Here is a 21,530-nt window from a genome sequence, read left to right as displayed (position 1 = left end):
AATCAAAAATAATATTAAAGTAAAATGAGCCTAGAAAAAATATCCTAGTTCATTTTTTATGTGTATTTAAAATCAACCTTTACCTTTAACCTAGTCAATTGATATTAGCACAGGTTCCGGTCTCTTCCCGTTCTATGAAATACATCCCTGCAAAAAAGAAGTATTGCTAAACGTTTCCGTTGCAATACTTCTTAATAGTTTTAAATTATTTATAAACTAGTCTCCCATTGCTTATCCTTCCAATACACAGTGATCACAAGCCCCACCAACATAACAAGTCCGGCAAACAGGTAAGGATAATGAATATTCACATCGAAAAGAATACCTCCGAGTGCTGGTCCTACTATATTACCTAGGCTCGTATAAGTGGAATTCATGCCCGCAACAAATCCCTGCTCTTTTCCTCCCGCTCTTGATAAAAATGTCGTTAAAGCAGGACGCAGTAAATCAAATGCTAGAAAAATAAAACTTGTGACTAATAGTACCATGAGGAAGCTTGTAACCATTGTAGAAACAAACGCTAATAAGACCCCAACTATTAAACAGATTTGTATTAACTTTTTTTCTCCTAGCCAATCAACAAGCTTGCCAAACATAAATATTTGCACGACTACACCGAATATCGAGCTGATAGTTATAATGAGAGCAATGTCCTTTGGAGTGAAGCCAAATTTATGATCAGAAAATAAACTGAACACAGTTTCGTAAGCAGATAATCCGAATGCTAACACAAATATAATAATAAAGGCTATGAAGTACATTGGTTTAAATGATTTTTTCAAGTCGCCTATAAAATTGGTTTGCTTACTATTAGTGGATATTTCTGCAAGCTCTTCTTTAGAGAGTGGTTCCTTTAGGATAAATAAAGAGGTGATACAAGCAATAAATGCTATACCTGCTGCAAAGTAAAAAGGTACTCTTATGCCAAATTCAGCTAAAAACCCTCCGATTCCTGGTCCAATGATAAAACCAGTACTAATAGCTGCTGAAATATAGCCCATCGCTTTTGGACGTTCCTTTATCGTAGTTATATCTGCAATATAAGCAGTTACACCAGGCATTATAAAGGCTGCACTAATCCCACCCAATGCTCTTGATAAGTAAAGCACCCAAACATTTGTTCCAGCTCCAAAAATAAGCTCGGAAATAGCAAACAATAATAGTCCTAGAGTAATCATTTTCTTACGGCCGATTTGATCAACCCATCGACCTGCAAAGGGGGAGGTTATCAATTGGGCAACTGCAAATACCGCAACTAGATACCCCATTGTACTTCCTGTAAGATTCATGATATTCATAAATGATGGCATAACAGGTATTACTAAGCCTACTCCTAAAAAAGCAATGAATATATTGCTAAGAAGTATAATAACTACGGATTTTTGTTCTTTTAATGGTTTGTTCATCCTACGCACTTCTTTCTTTAACTTTAATGATTAGATATACCACGACAAAATACCTTCCAGGAGGCATCTAATCTCTCTGATAAACGCTTCTCATCGTTGTTATAGACAAGTTCAAGCATCATCGAATCTATCATGCTTAAAAAAGCATATGTCAAAATCAATGCTGACTCACCGTCAACTAGCTTTGCATCTATCCATTGTTGAAATTTTTCTTCTAATACAGCTTGCACTTGTTTCTCTATATCAAGTACATCTTCTTCGATATCTTTAGCTAAGTGCGCTGGAGGAAAAAATGACATCCTTAGCCAAAATTTTAAATGCTCGTCTTTTTGAAAAAGATTAATAACCATTTTTAAGAAGCCATATAAATCCTTTAAAGGATCTTCAGCATCAAGAGGACGAAAATAATGAAGCTTTGTGTTCAGCTCGATTTGCTTGGCATCTCTTAAGACTTGAAGAAAAAGGTCATCTTTTCCTTTAAAGTGTGCATATATGGACTGTTTTTTCATACCCACTTCTTCAGCTATTTGAGATAATGAGGCTCCTTCATATCCATGAATCGTAAAATACTTGAGAGCAGCTTCTTTTAATTCTATATGTTTCACACCTATCGCTCCTTTTAACGAACGTTCGTCAGTTATAATATCAAATGTTCACTTAGGAAGCAAACAATTTATCTCAAAATAAAAAACGTGTCCGGGGATGGTACCCGGACACGTTTTATTTACCTATTGACAAATCCTTTACTTCTTCTACATCTGCTTTATATGTAGTACTAACTAGGTTGGATTTTAGCTGCTCCCCGACTTTACTAAGTGAGTCTTCTTCTGGAAGAAAATACCAAAGGTCCAGTCCTGCTTCTTTACTGTAGATCATTTTACCACTGCCATCTAACTGTAAATGCTCAATAGGACTGTTTTTAAATTTTTGATACATTTTGGCTAGTTTTAAATAATCTGAAGACGGGATATTCGTTTTGACATTATCCCCTACATCCTCTATTAAATCATCAATTTTAGTAATCATGCCCACATTGGTCATCTTGTTTAATAATGATTCGATAACTTGCTGTTGCCGTTCATTACGGCCCTTATCTCCCTCAGGATCTTTTTTTCGCATTCGTACATACGCCAGTGCCTCGTCACCTTCTAAAAACATAGGACCTTCCGTAAAAGTTTTCCACTCAAAGTTAGCGAGTTGAATTTTAAATGTAAAAGGTACATCTACCTCAACGCCTCCTATGGTATCGACTATATCTTGGAAGCCCTGAAAGTCAGTGGAGACATAATAATCGATAGGTATACCTAGCATGGTCTCTATTGCTTCTGATACCCAATCAATTCCCCCGTTTGCATAAGCATGGTTAATCTTATCTTCCCTGTCTAATCCTTCGATATGAACTAACGTATCTCTAGGGATGCTTACCATAGAAATTTTGTTTGTAGACGGATTAACAGTTGCTACAATTAGCATATCTGAACGACCATATTTTTCCGTCTTTCCTCGCTCAACGCCTGTTAAAAGAATAGTAAAAGGTGAGTCATCCGCCTTTGCTACTAGCTCATTCTTAATCGAAGTGTCTTTTAGGTCTTTTTCCAATGGCACAAACATTTTATTGTTTGCATGCTTGGCTTCCCAGGATAAATTAATCGCGAAGAAAATAATAGCCGAAGTCAATGCCATTAAACCAATTAATACTATATTTTTAATCTTTCTCTTTTTAGAAGAAGATTTCTTCTTCAACCTGCTTTGAGAATTTCCCATCCGTTCTTTTCTCCCTTGAACAACAATATATGTATTTGCTTTATTATAAAATCGCTCACTTTTTCTAAATTATACCATTTTGGATTGAAATTACAAGTTGAGGTAACTTCTATATTTTAACCTACTTTAATTTGTTCTGTTAGTGTTCTTAACTGTTCTGCTTGAGTAATATTCCGTTTAAGGTAATCTGGAAACTCTTCCCCATTTAAGATTTCTTCCGTGGTCATCCATATTACTTCGTCTAATTCTTCTTTGCATTTCACGTATGGTTCCCCAAAGAAGTGGTCACAAACGAAGACAATATCTACAACAGGTTTTCCTGTATCTGATATAAAGGTCGAGCTATTCACATATTGAAGATTTGTTACTTCAATGCCTACCTCTTCATCAATCTCTCGAATTAGCGTTCTTTCGAAAATATCACTTGAATTCCCTTCTTGATCTACCTGACCACCAACAAGAGCCAGGCCTCCCGCACCATGCTCCTCCTGCTCACTTCGTTTCACTAGAAGCCACTTTCCTTCTTTATATATAGCACCCTCCACATTAACGATGAACATGTAACTCCTCCTTAAAGGTATAGACTTTGAACTCTCCATTATTTGAGGAATAGCGTAAGATATTTTTATCTTTCGGTATACCTTCAAAATAAGCACCTATACAACCTGTCGTACAACGGTGCCCAGAGATGAGTATATTTCCTTGAAACTTGTTGTATGTCTTTTCTAGGTGAAACATGAAATCAAATACTCGTGTAACATATATAGTGATATCTTCCACATCCTTATAAATAGTTGGATCAGGTATCGCACCTGCCAGCTTCACTTCTTCTTTTTTTACTCTGTCTGCCCCACCCAAATCAAAAACATCTAGCCTGGAATCTATGGTAGCTGTTCTACCCGTTACAATTTCTGCAGTTTGTATTGCTCTTTCCTGAGGGGAAGAAAAAACTAAGTGAAAAGGAACTTCTTTTAAAAGTTTTCTTACGTATTCAGCTTGCTGTTTTCCTTTTTCATTTAATGGGAGGCCGTTTCTACCTTGTAAGCGACCTTCCTTATTTAAATCTGTTTCTCCGTGTCGTACTACATATATCATCGGCTCATGTACCTCCATACGTTAATCGAAGATCGTTTCTTTATCTGGATTAATGAGAAATTCAAACATAGTCTTAATCTGAGATTCTGTATTTCTGTTAGTAGATAGTGTAGGTAAGTTAGTTGGAGAAAAGAATTGAACATGATTTGTCTCCACTCCGCTAGCAGGTGCCCCTCCAGTAATTTCACAACGAATAAAAATTTTATAGTAATGGTAAGCCTCAGGTGGATGGGGATGCTTGTCCTTATCCATTAATGCAAGCAATTTTACTGGCCTTACTTCATAACCAGATTCCTCTTTTATTTCCTTTACGATATTTTCCGCTGCGGATAATCCGATATCACAAAAACCACCCGGTAATGACCATTTGTTGTCCAGGCTTTCACGAACCATTAAAATTTGATTGTCCTTAAAAACTACCCCACGCACGTCTACTTTTGGTGTTTGATATCCCTTATCTGTAGCAAATAAATCACTTACCTTTTGAAATTCTAAACCCGTATGCTCCGCCAAAATTTCAACACTTATAGCTCTTAACTCTTCATATCGCTCGATATCGTATATATCCTTTGAAAAAGCCAATCCAGATTGTGATAATGCTTGTATTCGTTTGGCCCACTCCAACCATTTTTGGCTCACTATAAAACACTCCTATGTATGGACTCGTAATGGATAATTTTTAAAAATTTCTATATGTACTAAGTGCTGCTTTCTTTTGCCGAAATGAATGGTAAACAAATATTCAAAAAACTTATAATTAATATATCATCTAACTAGATTAAAATATATATTAATTCAAAAAACTACCAACAATTCGGATGATTGTGGTAGTTGGATAAAATTACAAAACAGTCATTAAGCATCTCTCAACGTTCAATCCATCCTATTTCTCCATTTTCATTTTTAACAAGGATATATCCTTCACATGTGTCATCAACTACCCAAACCTTTTCTCCTCGCTTTACCGGAAGGAAGGTAGTGCTTACATCTGTTTTACATAGGATGGAATCATTTTTTTCTATAATATATTCATTTTTAATCCATTGTTCTGTTCTTAGGAGTACATTTTGACATCGTGTAAAAAATGCCCCCCTTTTCATTATTTTTAATTCGTAATTAGGATAAGTGACTGTACCAGTTCTGTTTAAGTCAGCCATATGATCATGTTCTATTATTATGTAATGATTAAGACTGTCCACAAATGTATAGGAATATGTCCCGTCCTGAATGATTAAAGCATTCAACTGACCGTCTTGTTTCAGTTGGTTTCCACCATCAATGGCTATTATATTCTTCTCTAAATCTACCAAAGGGTTATGGGAGCTTACATCGGTTGCTCTGTAGTTAATCACTGGCCAATGACCAACAATTACTGGCTTACCTGCCTGATGAGATTTATCTAGAAAAGAGGAGGTATATAAAGCAATTTTTTCGTCCGTTTGCTTCCAATCTGTTTTAGGATCAATTCCTGCATGAATGATGATAAAATCATCGGTTTCATAAGCGACCGGTAGAGCTTCTAGCCAATCAATTATGTCTTGAAAATGTGCTTTATAATACGTTGACAAGTGTTTTACGCTATTAAATTCCTCAACACGCTTGTTATTCTTTGCAAGCATCTCATTTAAAATAGATTTTCGACTTTTCATGTAAGGAATTATTCCTTCACTTTCTTGAAAAACGTACCGATGAACAACGTCACAATTACCTTTGACAATAAAAACGTTGCTTGAGCTCTTTTGAAGCGAGCGGACAAATTCCACAACCTCTAAGCTGTTATCTCCTTTTTCGCATAAGTCCCCATTAATAAATAGATAATCATCCAGCTGGTAATTGACTCTGTCTAATAACTTTTTAAATAGCTGTAAGTTTGCATGTATATCCGAGATCACTATTACTCTTTTGCCAGGCTCTAAACTAATTCTTTTCATATCTATCATTTTCTTTGTCTCCTATAAAACTCTAATTACTTAAAGCCCTCTTAATTTTCTTGATTAATAATACCTAAGATGAGATGGTCTTGCCATTTACCGTTTATTTGTACATTTTCTTTAGCAATCCCTTCTTTATGAAAGCCTGCTTTTTCCAACACTTTTATTGAAGGTGTATTGTGGGGCATAACTCCAGCCTCGATTCTATGTAATTTTAATGTTTCAAAGCCATAAGCAACGGCCATCTTAACTGCTTCCGTCATGTATCCCTTCCCATTTTGCTGTTCGTCTAAGGTGTAACCAATCATACAACTTTGAGCTGGACCTCGAGAGATGTGTGATAGGGCAACATTGCCAATTAATTCATCTGTTTTGGATAAAAAGATGCCGAACGCATACAATGTATCATTTGTTGCACCTGTTATCCCATTTTCAATGCGTTCCTTTATTTTTTCATATGTGTAAAAATCCGGCTCTCTTAAAACTGAATAGTGCTTGAAAAATTCCTTGTTTCTTATTTCTAAGTCCAGTGCCGCTTCTGTATCTTTCATTTGAAGAAGACGAATATATATTCCTTCTTGAGTGCCCATTAGTAACCTCCTCTAGTTTATTAAATTATATGAAAATTCCACCAAAAATAAAAGCCCTGTTATAAACAGGACTTTAACATGAATTTACTTAACTACTAAAGCTGGGCATTGAACTTGTTTTATTACCTTATGACTGACGCTTCCTAAAACCATTTCCTGTAGGGAATTTAAGCCTCTGCTCCCAATGACTAAAAGATCTACCTTATTTTCATTGGCGAATTTAACAATCTCAGGACCAGGGATACCATGCAGTATATTGATTTTATAGCTAATTTCCGATTCCTTTAAAAGTAGCTCAACATTTTGTATTTTCTTTCGACGTTCTAATTCTAACACCTCTGTAGAGCCTGCATGCAGTACCTCTGTCCTTGCTTTTTCAAAATCTGCTACATAAACTATTTCCACCAAACATTGCTTATTTAAAGAAGCAATTTTGATTGTCTCCTTCGCTGCTCGAACAGCATTTTCAGAGCCATCTGCTGCTAAAACAATATGGTTATACATGGTGCGGATTCCCCCTTTAATGAGTGGATAGAGCATCTATTTGAGCAATCATTTTTTTACTATATGAATCTAAGCCGATTAATTCTACTTGAAGTCCTCGCTCACTTAGTAAATCCTTCACTTTAAATAATGCTCCTACCCCGGAATCATCCCAGATCCTACTATTAGTAAAATCAATTTGTATAGTATCCGATAGTGTAGTCGACTTTTTAAAGTAATCTACAAAGCTATCAGTAGAGGCAAAAAATAGCTGCCCTTCTATAATGTATCGCTGATCCTGTTCTATAACTTTTAGGGTAGAAATTTTTACAACAAAGAAAACCGCGCTTAATATAACTCCTGCGATAACTCCCTTTGACAGGTCGTGTGTATACACTACAATTATTACAGTAGTCAGCATGACCAGTGCATCTGTTCTTGGTGCTTTTACTAAATACTTAAATGAGTTCCAGTCAAATGTACCGATACATACCATAATCATGATTCCAACTAAGACTGGCATTGGAATTTTAACGACCAAGTCACCTAAAACAATGATTAGGAATATAAGGAACAAACCTGCTACTAGAGTAGAAAGTCGACCTCTTCCTCCTGATTTAACGTTAATCACTGATTGTCCAATCATCGCACATCCTGCCATACCACCAAAGAATCCTGTTACGAAGTTAGCAATACCTTGACCTCTAGCCTCTTTATTTTTATCACTTTCGGTTGCAGTCATATCATCTAAAATTTGAGATGTAAGTAACGACTCTACTAATCCCACTATTGCAAGTGCTATAGAAAATGGGAAAATTATCTGTAGCGTTTCTAAATTTAGAGGAACATTTGGAAGCAAAAAGGATGGTAAGGTTTGTGAAATATTTCCTAAATCACCTATCGTTTTTAATTCAAATCCACTGTAAATAGCAACGATAGTTAATGTGACGATCGCTATTAACGGTGCCGGTATTACTTTGATGAAACGTGGTAATGTATAAACAAGAATAAGTGTAATTCCTACAAAAATATACGTCATCGTTGAGATCCCAATGAAATGTGGTACTTGAGCCATGAATATTAGTATTGCTAACGAATTGACGAACCCAATCATCACAGCATTAGGAATATACTTCATCAGCTTAGCAATCTTAAATACACCAAATAGTAGTTGAATAATCCCTGTCAAGATGGTTGCTGCTAATAAATAATCTAATCCGTATTCTTTAACAAGAGGCACCATAACTAGAGCCATTGCTCCAGTCGCTGCAGATATCATACCTGGTCGTCCGCCTACAAAGGCAATAATGACTGCTATACAAAAAGAAGCATATAGCCCTACCATCGGATCGACACCAGCTATGATTGAAAAAGCAATGGCTTCAGGAATAAGGGCAAGAGCAACTACTATTCCGGATAAGATATCGCCCCGTATATTTCCAAACCATTGTTGTTTTAAACTTTCCATGATAATCTCCTTTGAAAAAAATTCTTCGATTATCATATCATCTTCTTTCCGTTAAGGGAACCTTTGCTCTTAAAGACGCTAGTTACTTGCTGAAGAGTACAAGCATATTGTAGTTAAAGCTATAAGACCTATCCAAAATATTTATATCTAGATATAGATATAAAAGAATGAGAGAGTAACATACGAATATGAGTGAAATTTTGTTTTATATGTTAATATTTAACTGAAACTAAATATTAACAAGTTAATGGTGGTGGCTTCTTGCACAAAAATAATCTTCTTTATTTTTCCTTGTTTTTCTATTTAGCATCTACTATACCCTTTGCTTTGATAATATTTCTTAACTCTTCAGACTATTTTACTTACGGAATTGATGGAAACTTAGGATTTTTTATGCCAATACTTTTGGTGCTTGTAGCCCTATTACTTGCAGCATTGGGTAAAAGGAATACCTTTAGAAATTATTTAGTTTTTATCATAATATTTAGTTTGATAAATTATTCAATGATAATATTTGCTGGACTCTATGGTTTTAAAAACCCCTAAATAGAGTATTATTAAACAACTCAGGAAGTGATTAATTGAATCTTAAAGATACTCAAGATACTTCGAGTAAACAATTACGTAACCTCAGTATTCTTATTTTTGGATTCTTGGCCTTTTTGTTAATACTATCTATTTTTAATGTTTATCCTGGTGGATACTCCATTGAAAATGAGACGACTGAATCATTTTCTATTGAAAAAACCAGTTTTCTAAAAAAAGAAAACATAGAAATTACAATCACTCATGATAACGAGCTAAGGGCTATCTTACTAAAAAGTGAAATTACCAGTTTGAAAATACTTTGGATTGTAAGCTGTATGGTCATTCTAGGATTTATATTTGATATCGTTTCATATATAAGCAAAAATAAAAAGAATATGTTATTTTATATAACCATAGTTTTATTAATAATAATTATACCTTTGAATGTGTATTTATATTTATCTAAACTAAATAATATAGAATCTTATCTCTCTTTACTTAACTTGAGTTAATGTCATAGCCCTTAACAATCAATCAATAAACTACCTTCCTAGTTGGTAAAAAGCAAAACCGTGTTAAAGGGTTTATTCCTTTAACACGGTCTATAAGTTACCTTAATTTACTTTTAGCTTCTTCTATTTGTATTTTAACTTGATCGAAACCTGTACCGCCTAATGAATTTCTTCTTCTAACTGCAGCTAATGGGGACAAGACATCATAAATGTCTGCTTCTATTAAGCTACTAGCTTCTTGTAAATCACTTAATGGAAGATCCAGAAGGAAATATCCTCGTTGTATACAAAGGAAAACTAGTTTACCTGTTACTTCATGAGCTTCACGGAAAGGAAGTCCCTTTGCAGCTAAGTAGTCTGCAAGCTCCGTTGCATTAGAGAAGTCATTGTGTACTGTTTCATGCAAACGCTCTGTATGCACGGACATTGTTCGAACCATTCCCTCAAAGATTTTAAGGGACCCAACAATTGTCTCTACCGTGTCAAACATCCCTTCCTTATCCTCTTGCATATCCTTATTATACGCTAGAGGCAATCCTTTTAATGTTGTTAAAAGACCCATTAAATTCCCATAGACACGACCCGTCTTACCACGTATTAACTCTGCCATGTCAGGATTTTTCTTTTGTGGCATGATGCTTGAGCCTGTTGAAAAGGAATCATCCAATTCAATAAAGTTAAACTCTGAGCTAGACCATAAAATTATTTCCTCCGCAAAACGAGAAAGGTGCGTCATAAGTAAGGATGAGTTGCTTAAAAATTCAACGATAAAGTCGCGATCACTTACAGCATCCATACTATTTGCATATACGTTAGTAAACCCTAGATAATCTGCAGACAGCTTGCGATCTATTGGAAATGTTGTTCCTGCAAGTGCCCCAGACCCAAGAGGAGAAATATCTATACGTTTCATGGAATCTAAAAAGCGTTCCTTGTCTCTCTCTAGCATCCAGAAATAAGCCATTAAATGATGGGCAAAGGAAATGGGTTGTGCTCGTTGTAAATGTGTATAACCAGGCGCCAATGTTTCTATATGCTTCTCTGCTTGGTTAACTACTGTTTCTTGAAAAACTCTTATCAATTCAATGATTTCGTTTACTCGGTTCTTTAAAAACAAGTGCATATCTGTTGCAATTTGGTCATTACGGCTTCGTCCTGTGTGGAGCTTTCCACCAACCGGACCTATTAGATCAATGAGCATTTTTTCTAAATTTAAGTGAATATCCTCATTAGCAACAGAGAATTCAAGCTTGTGTTCAGTAGCAAGCTGCTTTAGCTGGAGTAAGCCACCAAGAATATCCCTTACATCTTCATGGGGTAAAATATTGCAATCGAAAAGCATTTTAACATGTGCCATACTACCCTCGATATCTTCCATTACTAGTTTTTGGTCGAATTCAATAGAAGCTCCGAATTCATCCACCCATTGTTCGGCAGATTTCTGAAATCTTCCACCCCATAGCTTACTCATACTTGCACCTTCTTTTCTCCTTTGTTTACCATTGCATGTACTTTTGTCGGAAGTCCCCACAGTTCAATGAACCCAACAGCAGAAGAATGGTTAAATTCGTCATCTGCAGTGTACGTTGCAAGTTTTTCATTATATAAAGAGTTTGGAGATTTACGCCCTTCCACAATTGCATGACCCTTAAATAGTTTCACACGTACAGTACCATTTACATATTGCTGTGTTTCCTTTAAAAATGCCACAAGAGCAGTTTTTAATGGAGAGAACCAAAGACCCTCATAAATAAGTTCTGTCAATTTCTTTTCCATTACTGGCTTAAAGTGAGCTAGCTCTTTCACTAACGTAATGTCTTCAAGCTCCTTATGTGCCAGAAGCAGTGTGTGTGCGCCAGGTATCTCATAGACTTCACGCGATTTTATACCAACTAGGCGATTTTCTACATGATCGATACGACCAACCCCATGCTTACCAGCAATATCGTTTAACTTAAGAATAAGTTCATGTAATGGATATTTAACTCCGTCTATAGCTACAGGAACCCCTTGTAAAAATTCAATTTCAATAATATCTGCAACGTCTGGTGCATTTTCTAAAGAAACTGTTAAATCGTATGCATCCTCTGGTGGTGCTGCCCATGGATCCTCTAAAATGCCACATTCATTCGCACGTCCCCAAAGGTTTTGGTCTATAGAAAATGGACTGTCTAGGTTAATTGGAATTGGAATGTTTTTCTCTTTGGCATAAGCGATTTCTTCTTCACGGCTCCAGCTCCACTCACGAACAGGGGCAATTACTTCTAACTCCGGATTTAAAGCATTGATAGAAACTTCGAAACGAACTTGGTCATTTCCTTTACCAGTACAACCATGTGCAACAGCAGTAGCACCAGTTTTCTCTGCAATTTCTACTAGTTTCTGAGAAATTAGCGGTCTTGATAGCGCAGATACTAAAGGATATTTATTTTCGTACCATGTGTGAGCTTGCAAAGAAATCAATGCATATTCATTTGCAAATTCTTCTCTTGCATCAATCATATAGCTTTCAATAGCTCCAACCTCTAGGGCTTTGTTTTTCACAAATTCTAAATCTTTTCCTTCTCCTACATCTAAACAAACAGCTACTACATCATAGCCCTCATCCTTAAGCCAAGTAATTGCTACAGAAGTATCTAATCCACCTGAGTATGCTAAAACAACTTTTTTGTTCATTAAATATTCCTCCAATGTATTTATATACGGTTATTTTGTATTAATATACATAATGTAACACTCAAAATGCATAAATACAACTATAAATTTATTAATTATACAAATATATTAATTATTTATAAAAACTATTACTCTCTTAACGCGCATTATTTGAATCAACGGACAAAACAAGCGATAATATGAAAAAGGAGTGATTCAAAGAAATGTCCAAATTATTTACACCATATAGCGTAAAAGGCTTAAGCTTAAAAAATAGAATAGTAATGGCTCCTATGTGCCAATACTCTGTCGAGGCCAAGGATGGAACTCCTAATGACTGGCACTTCGTCCATTATGTATCTCGCGCAGTAGGCGGGACCGGCTTAATCATTGTAGAAATGACAGACGTAGAGCCTGATGGAAGAATTACCGATTATGATCTAGGCTTATGGTCAGATGAACAGATTCCTGCTTATGCAAGAATAGTTGAGGAAGTACATAAACACGATGCCAAAATAGGTATACAAATTGCTCATGCTGGAAGAAAAGCAACAGATGCTAAACAACCAGTTAGTTCTTCCAACATTCCTGTTGAATCTGATGGTACATGGAAGGAACCAAGACCCTTAACAATTGATGAGATAAACGAAATGGTTAATAAATATAAAGAAGCGGCTCGCCGTGCAGTAGAGGCCGGGTTCGATACAATAGAATTACACGGAGCCCATGGTTATTTAATACACCAGTTCCACTCACCTTCTATTAATAACCGAACTGATGAATACGGAAAAGATTATGCTAAGTTTGGTGTGGAAGTTATAAGAGCAGTGAAAAGCGTGATACCAGAAGATATGCCTCTCTTGTTCCGTATATCCGCAATTGAGTATATCGATGGTGGCTATGGCTTGGAGCACTCACTGGAAATAGCAAAACAGTACAAAGAAGCAGGAGTGGACGTTTTCCATGTTTCCAGCGGTGGTGAAGCAAATCCAGGGAAAGTGAAGCCGGCAAATACACCTGGTTATCAAGTTCCATTTGCAAGAGCTTATAAACAAGCTTTAGATTTACCGGTCATTGCTGTAGGAATTTTAGAAGAGCCAGTTTTAGCTGAAAAGACTTTGGCAGAAGAGGATATAGAATTGATAGCCATCGGCCGAGGTATGTTAAAAGACCCTTATTGGGCATTGCATACGGAGGAAGTATTAGACGGAAAAGCAAATGTTCCAAAGGCATATAAAAGAGGATTCTAAAGCCTTAAAAGCAGAACCAAAATTGAAAACAAATATAAAAAAGCTATGGAAATTTTACGACTGTAAAATCTCCATAGCTTTTTTGCATTATATCTTGTCTGTTTGTTGAATCTCTATACCTTGAGAAACAACCTTAACACCATTAATTAAAGAGTCGAGTGCGGGACAATGATCCTCTACATATGTAATGAATTCTTCAATTTTCTCAGGCGATTCATTAGATTGAATATTAACTTTATATCTTACCTCTAAAAAACCAGGACGAATATCTGAAAGTCCAAGGAAACCATCCGTATCAATATCGCCTTCTAAATCAACAGATATATGATCGTACTGAATGCCAAATTTCTTTGCTGACATTTGCGCAACAATTGTTTGACAGGCTCCTAGCGATGAAAGTAATAATTCTAAAGGATTCATACCTTCGTCTGTACCACCTAATCGTTCCGGTTCGTCGATGATAACTTGATGTCCGCGTGTTCCAACCTCCACTTGAAGCTTACCCACTAAATTTGCAGTTGAACTCATAGTAGTAATTGCCAATTATATCCTCTCCATTTCTAATGATATTAGATTACAAAACTATTAAAATAGAACATTAAGCAACAAATTTAAAATTCCGTTTTAGCTTTTACTTTCTATGCTCTCCGCTATCCTTTTTAATTCCAGAGAACGACGTTTAATGAAATTTGTCATGTATTTTTCGAGGAATAATAAATCTGCCAACCTCCCCAGAATTCCCAAAGGGGAACGATACACAAACTCATCCCTTACCAATGTACCATTTTCTTGTCTGCTAAATTGATGGGTGTGTGTAAATGAATGGAAGGCTCCGCTTACCATAACGTCTCTAAAAGTATGAGGCTTGTCCATCTCAATAATTTTTGCAGTTAACCTTTGCCGAACACCGAAGTGTGTAGCTTCCAATGTTACACTATCTCCTTTTTCTAATAACCCTTTTACTTTACCACCAACAGCCTTTTCCTTTGTTTTTCCAGTCGTTTGAGTGTGTATGGCTACATCCCGTGATAAATCAAAGCAAAGATCTATTGGAGCATCTATTAAAATCTCATATATAATAGTTGGCATTATTTTTCCCTTTCGTAAATAGGTTAACTCTTAATTGAAGGCGTAAATGTCATTGCTTCATTACAGCTGATATAACCTTTACGTTTATAAAACTCAATACTATCATCACTTGGCCAAACGATAACAAACTCGTACTCGTTCGATTCCACCCATTTATTCACTACTGTAAGAAGATTAGAGCCAATTCCTTTGTTTCGTTCCGCGGGAATAGTGTAAACATTGGTCATATATACAAATGGATGAGTAATTCTACCTGGACGAGGAACCTTATGAATAAGCTCCATATAAATATGAGATACTACCTGTTCATTTATTTCTGCAATCCATATAACCCATGAATTACTTTCGATTGCTCGTTCCAAAAATTGTCTACATTCCATTTGAAATTCCTCTAGATTATGATCAGCCGCTTTTTCATTATGTTCTATTGTAAAATCCCAACGCATTTGAATTAACTGAGCTATATCTTTTTTCTGCGCAAGCCTGATATTCATAGCATCCTCCATTTATGCATAATGCATTTTCCAGAAAACTACCTTTAATAAGTTACATGTAGTTTCTCCTACTCTACAATTATAACAAGAACATCGTATTCATTGATTCGATTTCTTAGATAAACTATAGGTCATGTAAGAAAAAGTTATTATTTAATAATAACTTTTCGTTCAAATTAGAATCAAGAAATTGCTTTAATCCTCAACTTCTCACAGCTTGTAATCCTTCATGTTCCTTGCATTTACCTCAAATTCATACTATACTAAACCCTAACGTTACGGTTAGGAGTGATACTATTGGGACAGAGAAACTAAGAATTGGCGAGTTAGCTGAAAAAAGTGGCATTACTAAGCGTACCATCGATTATTATACTACTCTAGGGCTATTAGATGCTGAACGTTCTAGTTCCAACTATCGTTACTACCCTTATGAGGCTATTGAAAGACTAAGAGTTATAGAAGAGAAAAAGTTAAAAGGTATGTCACTTGAAGAAATAAAAAGAGAGCTTGCCAAAGATAGTATAGAAGAGATTGATATCCAGGAAATACGATTACAGATGCAATATTTAGAAAAAGAAGTTTCTCACTTATTGGAACAAATAAATGAGAAGGAAGATAACACAAAGCATTCCATCAAACAGAAAGTTTCATCAGAAAGTGTTGCTCTTATGCAATCCTTATTATTATTAATCACTTAGGAGGTGAAGTCTTACTTTCGAGTAAGACAACTTATTGACCGCATTGAATTTAACTATTTTTGTCATATTAATCGCTTTAACCGCATTCTTCGTAGCTACGGAGTTTGCTATCGTAAAGGTACGTCATTCCAGAATAGATCAGTTAGTAGCAGAAGGTCGTAAAGGTTCTAAGGCTGCAAAACAAGTTACATCACGCTTAGATGAATACCTGTCTGCCTGTCAGCTTGGTATTACTGTAACTGCTTTAGGAATAGGGATGGTTGGTGAATCGACATTCGAATTTATCCTACATCCATTGTTTGAAACAATTGGAATTAGTACGGACAACATTCATTACTTTACGATTGGTGCTGCATTTTTAATCGCTACTTTTTTACATGTCGTGGTCGGTGAGTTGGCTCCAAAAACAATAGCTATCCAAAAAGCAGAAGCAGTTACCCTTGTTTTTGCTAAACCGATTATGATTTTCTATAAAATCCTATATCCATTCATTTGGTTCCTAAATGGATCTGCTCGCTTGCTCGTTGGGCTTTTTGGTATGAGACCAGCATCAGAACATGAACTATCTCACACAGAAGAAGAGCTTCGATTATTACTTGCGGAGAGTTATAAGAGCGGGGAAATTAACCAAAATGAATTGAAGTATGTAAATAATGTATTTGAATTCGATGACCGCATTGCTCGTGAAATCATGGTACCTCGTACTCAAATTATTGGTTTTGAAAGAAAAGCTACCTTTAATGAGGTATTAACTACGATTTCAGAGGAACGTTATACACGCTACCCTGTTTATGAAGAAGATAGAGATAATATCATTGGATTTATTAATATTAAAGATTTCTTAACTCTAGGTATTAATAATCGTATAACATTGGAAAACTTCAATATAGAGGATTTTGTTAATCCTGTGATTAATACTATAGAAACTACTCCGATTAATAGTCTGTTATTAAAAATGCAAAAAGAGCGTATTCATATGGCTATATTGTTAGATGAATATGGTGGTACGTCTGGACTTGTAACCGTTGAAGATATCTTGGAGGAAATTGTAGGAGAAATCCGAGATGAATTTGATGACGACGAAATAGCAGATGTTCGGAAAGTCAAAGAAGACCACTATATCATTCACACAAATGTGTTACTTGATGATGTCGCGAAATTGTTGAAAATAGATCTTTATAATCCTGATGTAGATACAATTGGTGGATGGTATTACACTCAGGACATAGAGTTACACATGGATGAACAAATTGAGTATGGAGGTTATATATTCTCCATCAATGAAAAACAAGACAATCATATCCAATTTATCGAAGTACAAAAATTTAATGCTTAATTTAATATATAAAACCCATTTTGATATTTCAAAATGGGTTTTATTTATATTGGCTCAATCATTGTTACATGACTTACTTAGCATATTTTCTTAATAATTAATTTATTAATAGGTTTAATGCCTTCTCAACTATAAGTTCAGCACTATTCTCTTCAGGTGGCATCCATAAGCCAGTAACAGGTCCATATATAATGGGATTCACCTCAACTTCGTAACCCCCTGCTAACATTAGTTATTCGACTCTTTAGCATCTTTTCAATTTTCTAATGTAATACTATGTTCTATCATATTAACGTTTTTACCTGCTTGAAATCATAATTTTAATCTCTCTTGGTTATAGAATATTCTACTTTAACAAGAGAAAGCTTGACTTAAAAGAAATGAATTTTTATGATGAGTAAGAAGGCAAAAAAAAGGGAGAAGAAATATGAGCCCACTTATTAGTATTTCAGATTATATCTTTAATAATAAAGAATTGTTGGCTAGTAATATCGTTGATGAGGTAATCAATTCTCTTGATATGGATATACCTCGTTGGGAACAGGAACAAGCTAAAAATATGTATATTGAGTTTGTTACCTTTATAGGAGAGTATATTTTAAGTGGTGAGGAGAAAATCCCTGAATCCTTATTAATATGGAGTAAAAAGAATGCAGCAATGGTTTCTCTTGATGGTAATCTATCTACCCTAGTAGTCAGATATCTCCCTACTCGCAATGTAATTACTGACATACTGACTAATTTAGCAATCACATTCGATCTTAATTTGAAAGAGCTAAGTAAATTGATTAAACAGGTTAACAGAATGTTAGATATGAGCCTTAACGAAACGGTTGCCAATTATGAGTATCTAGCAAGCGAATACCAAAAGATGTCCCAAATGGAATTAGCAAAGGTCGGAGCACCAATAGTTCCTGTTAAAGAAGGAATTATAGTTTTGCCATTGGTAGGACACATTGATACATATCGGATAGACTATATGATAGAAAATTTAACTCCTAAAATAGCAAGTGCTGGTGTGTTTTACGTTATAATTGACTTTTCAGGGGTATATAAAATCGATAAAGGAAACGTTCAATATATAAACGAATTGGTTCAAATGATTCGTATAATGGGAATTAGTGTTATGGCAACAGGGATTTGCCCTGATTTAGCTAAAATGACCATTAATGAAGGAATAGATGTGGCTGCAGATGTCATTTACCCTAATTTAAAGATTGCATTAGAAAGCATTAATTAATATTATTACTTCAGGAAAAGTACCCATTATATACCACTATGTTATAGTTTGCTAATCCTACAAGTTGTTCTGTATGATTGTGTACAAATCCTTGTAAGGAGCTAGTAACTATGATGTATCTTTTAGCTATTGTGTTACCACCAGTAGCAGTTTTATTCTCCGGGAAGCCATTTCAAGCTTTTCTTAATTTACTACTATGTTTTTTAGGTTACGTACCTGGAATTATTCATGCTATCCTTGTAGTACATGACCATAAAGCAAATAAACGAATGCTTAAACAAACAGAGCTAATAAAAAGGAATAATAAATAATCGAATATTTGCAGGGAATAAAATTGCCCCTCTAAAAAGCTCCAAAAATTTTGCAAAAAGCAAAATTTCTGGAGCTTTATTTTGAATTAGACACTTATAGCTTTATGGGATTCATTTATTATTACTCCTAAAAGTCCTTCATACTTTCTCCAAGAATATAATGTGAAAACCACATTAAATTCTGTTTCATAATAGCCACATTCATTCCCGGTTGATCGGGACTATACGCCATCCCTTTAAATATAACTAACTCTGTATCAACTTCCATATCCTTTAATCCCTGATATAGCTCATATGCATTTGGAATGGGTACTCTTGCATCCATTTCGCCGTGTTGTATTAAAGTCGGAGTAGAGGCGGATGTAATATAATGCATTGGTGACGTTTTTGAATATATCTCTGGGTCATTCCATGGATTATTTCCTAAACACATCCGAATAAAGTATGGTATATCTGTATTAACATAATGGGTTCTCCAATTAGTAATACCACCTCCAACGGAAGCAGCTTTAAATCTATTACTAAAAGTAGAACAAAATGCGGATAAATATCCTCCATTGCTCCATCCCATAACTCCTACCCTATCATTATCCGCAATCCCTACGTCAACCAGTTTATCTACTCCAGCTATAATATCATCATAGTTAGCAATTCCAAGTTTTCTGTAGTTTGCTTTTAAGAATTCATTACCATAACCAGAACTTCCCTTGTAGTTAGGTTCTAAAACTATAAATCCTTTTTCTATAAACTGCTCTATAGGATACTTCTCATTAAAGCAGTCCGAAAATATTGGGAATGCTGCCCAAGCAGGACCACCATGGATTACCATTAATAAAGGATATTTTTTATTCGGGTCTAAATCTACTGGTGTTGATAAAACCCCTTCTATATCAACCCCATCCTTACTTTTCCATGAGGTTACTTCCCTGTTACTTTTAAGCTTTCCTTTAAAAAAGCTGTTTTCATTCGTAATCTTTTTATCGTTTAAATAGATTTCAAAGGTTTCATTTATTTTAGCCTTAGTATAGGATATATGATTTCCATCTTTCGTTATGTAAGCATTCATTATAAAACTATCTACTTTTTCACTTAGCATTTCTAGCGTTCCATACTCAGATAACAATCCCATAAGGTAATTAGTTTTGTCCTGCCATTTGATTAAAATCCCTTTAGTTGTCCACCGTATAGGAACTACCGTACTATCAAAATCAGTTAACGGATGAATTACCTTTCCACTATTCATATCATAAATTTCTAACGTGCTGTCTTCTATATGAGTTTCATAGTAATCTTTCTCCCTAATACTTGCTTGGTAACAAATTTTGTTGCCAGCTGGAGAGAAGCAAACGCAGCCACCCAATAGCCTATCTATATTCAGCTTTTGAAGCTCGACAGCTTGAATATCCAATATGTATAAGTCACTCTTCATATAATCACCCATATCAGGGCTAGGTGTAGCCAAAATTACTGCCTTTTTTCCGTCTAATGAAATATCAAATTCTTGAACATGAAAATCTTTCCCATTGGTAAGTTGAACTACTTTATGTTGTTTTTCTGGATTGTCATTTTGTACCTCTTTATCAAGATTTATATAATATAAACAATTATTTTGGTATTCCTTACCTATATGAAGATAATCTCCATATAATTCCTTTCGTTTATTTAGTACCTCAGATTCTTTTGACTGTGCAAGATAATATATACCCTTGCCAGTTGGCTCCCATTTGAATTTACTGACTCCTTCTTTTTCATCAGTAATTTGAACTGAGCTATTTCCTTCTTTCAATTTAACAAAGATTTGATTCTTTTTATCAGCCTGTTCACCAACTGGACTAAGGTATGCAATATCTTTAGAATTTGGAGCCCATAACGGATATGTACTTTCTATATCTCTAGTTGTTAATGGGTTACAGTCCTCTTTATCTTTTCCATATATCCATATATGATTTTTGTATTTATTGTGTTGCCAGCTGGCTGTCTTCTTAACAAACGCTACTTTTTTACCATCCTCACTAATATGGATATCCGATAAAGTTGGTAATGAAATAATCTCTTCTATACTTAGATATTTCCTTTCAATCATTTTGTTTCCCCCCTTGTAAAGGTAATCAATCTATAAAAGCCATATTTCCCCCTGTTCCTTGTCCTTTCCGTTATCATTTTAACCTCATTAATGTACTACCATTCACATCGGTAGAAAATCCAAATTGCTCATAGTAGGAAACTAATCTTTCAGGACAATAAAGCTCGACTCGCTCTACATCCTGAATGACTGAGTGATTTAACAGACTGTTCATTAGAGTTAACCCATATCCTTGCTTCCGACCGTTTTCTTTTACAATTACATCAAAAATAAACGCCCTGTATACCCCATCTGAAATTGCTCTTGCGAAACCCACTAGATCACCTGAGTCCTGATCAACTAAGCCTATCGTTACATGACTCAAATCAATCATTGTTTTTATATCAGCTAAGCTACGCTCTTTTGTCCACCATTCATTTTGAAATAATTGATACAAGTCTGTTAAATGCTTTTCAGTGTAATGATGGATTACTTTTATAGACATTTTAACTCCTCCAAGATAAGTAAATATAAAATTTATTATAAAGTGTAATCATTTTAGTAGGATAAAAGGACTTAGCTTACTCAAACAAACTAAGTCCTTTTATAAATCATATG

General features: G+C 35.1%; 24 protein-coding genes. 6 read left to right on the top strand and 18 right to left on the bottom strand.

All coding sequences use genetic code 11. The features are described from left to right. Positions 1–209 precede the first annotated feature (209 nt). The 10 genes from MKY09_RS09335 to MKY09_RS09290 all read right to left on the bottom strand — a co-directional run bounded on the left by MKY09_RS09335 (position 210) and on the right by MKY09_RS09290 (position 8,740). Entirely contained in the window at positions 210–1,406 is a 1,197-nt protein-coding gene (locus MKY09_RS09335) for an MFS transporter (protein ID WP_342568150.1), read from the bottom strand. Positions 1,407–1,429: 23 nt separating this feature from the next. Continuing rightward, on the bottom strand, positions 1,430–2,011 hold the full coding sequence (locus tag MKY09_RS09330) for a TetR/AcrR family transcriptional regulator (RefSeq protein ID WP_251553078.1): 582 nt from the start codon (positions 2,009–2,011) through the stop codon (positions 1,430–1,432). Positions 2,012–2,126: 115 nt separating this feature from the next. Beyond that, positions 2,127–3,170: an LCP family protein gene (locus MKY09_RS09325; RefSeq protein WP_342568149.1), complete on the bottom strand. Its 1,044-nt coding sequence runs from the start codon at positions 3,168–3,170 to the stop codon at positions 2,127–2,129. A gap of 116 nt (positions 3,171–3,286) precedes the next feature. Then, positions 3,287–3,730: an NUDIX domain-containing protein gene (locus MKY09_RS09320; protein ID WP_169358297.1), complete on the bottom strand. Its 444-nt coding sequence runs from the start codon at positions 3,728–3,730 to the stop codon at positions 3,287–3,289. Next, on the bottom strand, positions 3,717–4,265 hold the full coding sequence (locus tag MKY09_RS09315; protein ID WP_342568148.1) for a histidine phosphatase family protein: 549 nt from the start codon (positions 4,263–4,265) through the stop codon (positions 3,717–3,719). Before MKY09_RS09315 ends, MKY09_RS09320 begins: the two co-directional genes overlap by 14 nt. 21 nt (positions 4,266–4,286) lie before the next feature. Continuing rightward, complete coding sequence (locus MKY09_RS09310) at positions 4,287–4,904, bottom strand: NUDIX hydrolase (protein WP_342568147.1); 618 nt, start codon at positions 4,902–4,904, stop codon at positions 4,287–4,289. Between the two features lie 227 nt (positions 4,905–5,131). Next, a complete protein-coding gene (locus MKY09_RS09305) occupies positions 5,132–6,205 on the bottom strand; it encodes a metallophosphoesterase (protein ID WP_342568146.1) in 1,074 nt (357 codons plus the stop codon). A gap of 41 nt (positions 6,206–6,246) precedes the next feature. Then, entirely contained in the window at positions 6,247–6,786 is a 540-nt protein-coding gene (locus MKY09_RS09300; protein WP_342568145.1) for a GNAT family protein, read from the bottom strand. An 84-nt stretch (positions 6,787–6,870) separates the two neighbouring features. Continuing rightward, complete coding sequence (locus tag MKY09_RS09295; RefSeq protein WP_342568144.1) at positions 6,871–7,290, bottom strand: universal stress protein; 420 nt, start codon at positions 7,288–7,290, stop codon at positions 6,871–6,873. A gap of 16 nt (positions 7,291–7,306) precedes the next feature. Then, positions 7,307–8,740: a SulP family inorganic anion transporter gene (locus MKY09_RS09290; RefSeq protein ID WP_298467656.1), complete on the bottom strand. Its 1,434-nt coding sequence runs from the start codon at positions 8,738–8,740 to the stop codon at positions 7,307–7,309. 578 nt (positions 8,741–9,318) lie between these two features. Between MKY09_RS09290 and MKY09_RS09285 the strand changes: the two genes are divergently transcribed. Next, positions 9,319–9,777 carry a hypothetical protein gene (locus MKY09_RS09285; RefSeq protein ID WP_298467595.1) on the top strand — a complete coding sequence of 153 codons (459 nt, stop codon included), beginning with the start codon at positions 9,319–9,321 and terminating at the stop codon, positions 9,775–9,777. Positions 9,778–9,874: 97 nt separating this feature from the next. On the opposite strand, the gene argH is transcribed toward MKY09_RS09285, so the two are convergent. Continuing rightward, entirely contained in the window at positions 9,875–11,248 is a 1,374-nt protein-coding gene (argH, locus tag MKY09_RS09280) for an argininosuccinate lyase (RefSeq protein WP_342568143.1), read from the bottom strand. Continuing rightward, entirely contained in the window at positions 11,245–12,453 is a 1,209-nt protein-coding gene (locus tag MKY09_RS09275) for an argininosuccinate synthase (RefSeq protein ID WP_169358287.1), read from the bottom strand. Before MKY09_RS09275 ends, argH begins: the two co-directional genes overlap by 4 nt. A gap of 203 nt (positions 12,454–12,656) precedes the next feature. Between MKY09_RS09275 and MKY09_RS09270 the strand changes: the two genes are divergently transcribed. Next, positions 12,657–13,682: an NADH:flavin oxidoreductase/NADH oxidase gene (locus MKY09_RS09270; RefSeq protein WP_169358286.1), complete on the top strand. Its 1,026-nt coding sequence runs from the start codon at positions 12,657–12,659 to the stop codon at positions 13,680–13,682. A gap of 87 nt (positions 13,683–13,769) precedes the next feature. On the opposite strand, the gene MKY09_RS09265 is transcribed toward MKY09_RS09270, so the two are convergent. From MKY09_RS09265 to MKY09_RS09255, 3 genes are all read right to left on the bottom strand, one after another. Continuing rightward, positions 13,770–14,225, bottom strand: coding sequence for an OsmC family protein (locus MKY09_RS09265; RefSeq protein ID WP_342568142.1), 456 nt, complete (start codon positions 14,223–14,225; stop codon positions 13,770–13,772). 81 nt (positions 14,226–14,306) lie between these two features. Next, entirely contained in the window at positions 14,307–14,771 is a 465-nt protein-coding gene (locus MKY09_RS09260; protein WP_342568141.1) for an SRPBCC family protein, read from the bottom strand. Between the two features lie 23 nt (positions 14,772–14,794). Continuing rightward, positions 14,795–15,265 (bottom strand): GNAT family N-acetyltransferase, encoded by a 471-nt coding sequence (locus tag MKY09_RS09255; protein ID WP_342568140.1) that lies wholly within the window; start codon positions 15,263–15,265, stop codon positions 14,795–14,797. A 236-nt stretch (positions 15,266–15,501) separates the two neighbouring features. Between MKY09_RS09255 and MKY09_RS09250 the strand changes: the two genes are divergently transcribed. Both MKY09_RS09250 and MKY09_RS09245 read left to right on the top strand, forming a co-directional pair. Further along, the gene (locus MKY09_RS09250; protein WP_205963948.1) at positions 15,502–15,963 is read left to right on the top strand and encodes a MerR family transcriptional regulator; all 462 of its coding nucleotides are present in this window, start codon (positions 15,502–15,504) and stop codon (positions 15,961–15,963) included. A gap of 34 nt (positions 15,964–15,997) precedes the next feature. Next, positions 15,998–17,299, top strand: coding sequence for a hemolysin family protein (locus MKY09_RS09245; protein WP_169358283.1), 1,302 nt, complete (start codon positions 15,998–16,000; stop codon positions 17,297–17,299). A 97-nt stretch (positions 17,300–17,396) separates the two neighbouring features. On the opposite strand, the gene MKY09_RS09240 is transcribed toward MKY09_RS09245, so the two are convergent. After that, positions 17,397–17,528: a hypothetical protein gene (locus MKY09_RS09240; RefSeq protein WP_298467659.1), complete on the bottom strand. Its 132-nt coding sequence runs from the start codon at positions 17,526–17,528 to the stop codon at positions 17,397–17,399. A gap of 198 nt (positions 17,529–17,726) precedes the next feature. Between MKY09_RS09240 and MKY09_RS09235 the strand changes: the two genes are divergently transcribed. Continuing rightward, positions 17,727–18,539: an STAS domain-containing protein gene (locus MKY09_RS09235; RefSeq protein WP_169358282.1), complete on the top strand. Its 813-nt coding sequence runs from the start codon at positions 17,727–17,729 to the stop codon at positions 18,537–18,539. A gap of 110 nt (positions 18,540–18,649) precedes the next feature. Beyond that, positions 18,650–18,850 carry a YqaE/Pmp3 family membrane protein gene (locus MKY09_RS09230; protein WP_298467623.1) on the top strand — a complete coding sequence of 67 codons (201 nt, stop codon included), beginning with the start codon at positions 18,650–18,652 and terminating at the stop codon, positions 18,848–18,850. 127 nt (positions 18,851–18,977) lie between these two features. On the opposite strand, the gene MKY09_RS09225 is transcribed toward MKY09_RS09230, so the two are convergent. Together MKY09_RS09225 and MKY09_RS09220 are read right to left on the bottom strand one after the other, a co-directional pair. Continuing rightward, positions 18,978–20,933, bottom strand: a complete 1,956-nt coding sequence (locus tag MKY09_RS09225) for a S9 family peptidase (RefSeq protein WP_342568139.1) — start codon at positions 20,931–20,933, stop codon at positions 18,978–18,980. Positions 20,934–21,006: 73 nt separating this feature from the next. Further along, a complete protein-coding gene (locus MKY09_RS09220) occupies positions 21,007–21,417 on the bottom strand; it encodes a GNAT family N-acetyltransferase (protein ID WP_298467629.1) in 411 nt (136 codons plus the stop codon). Positions 21,418–21,530 lie beyond the last annotated feature (113 nt).

Source organism: Psychrobacillus sp. FSL K6-4046, from assembly GCF_038624605.1.
Classification (GTDB): Bacteria; Bacillota; Bacilli; order Bacillales_A; family Planococcaceae; genus Psychrobacillus.
Note: the sequence above shows the minus strand (reverse complement) of the source record. Positions and strands in the feature narration are given on the sequence as shown.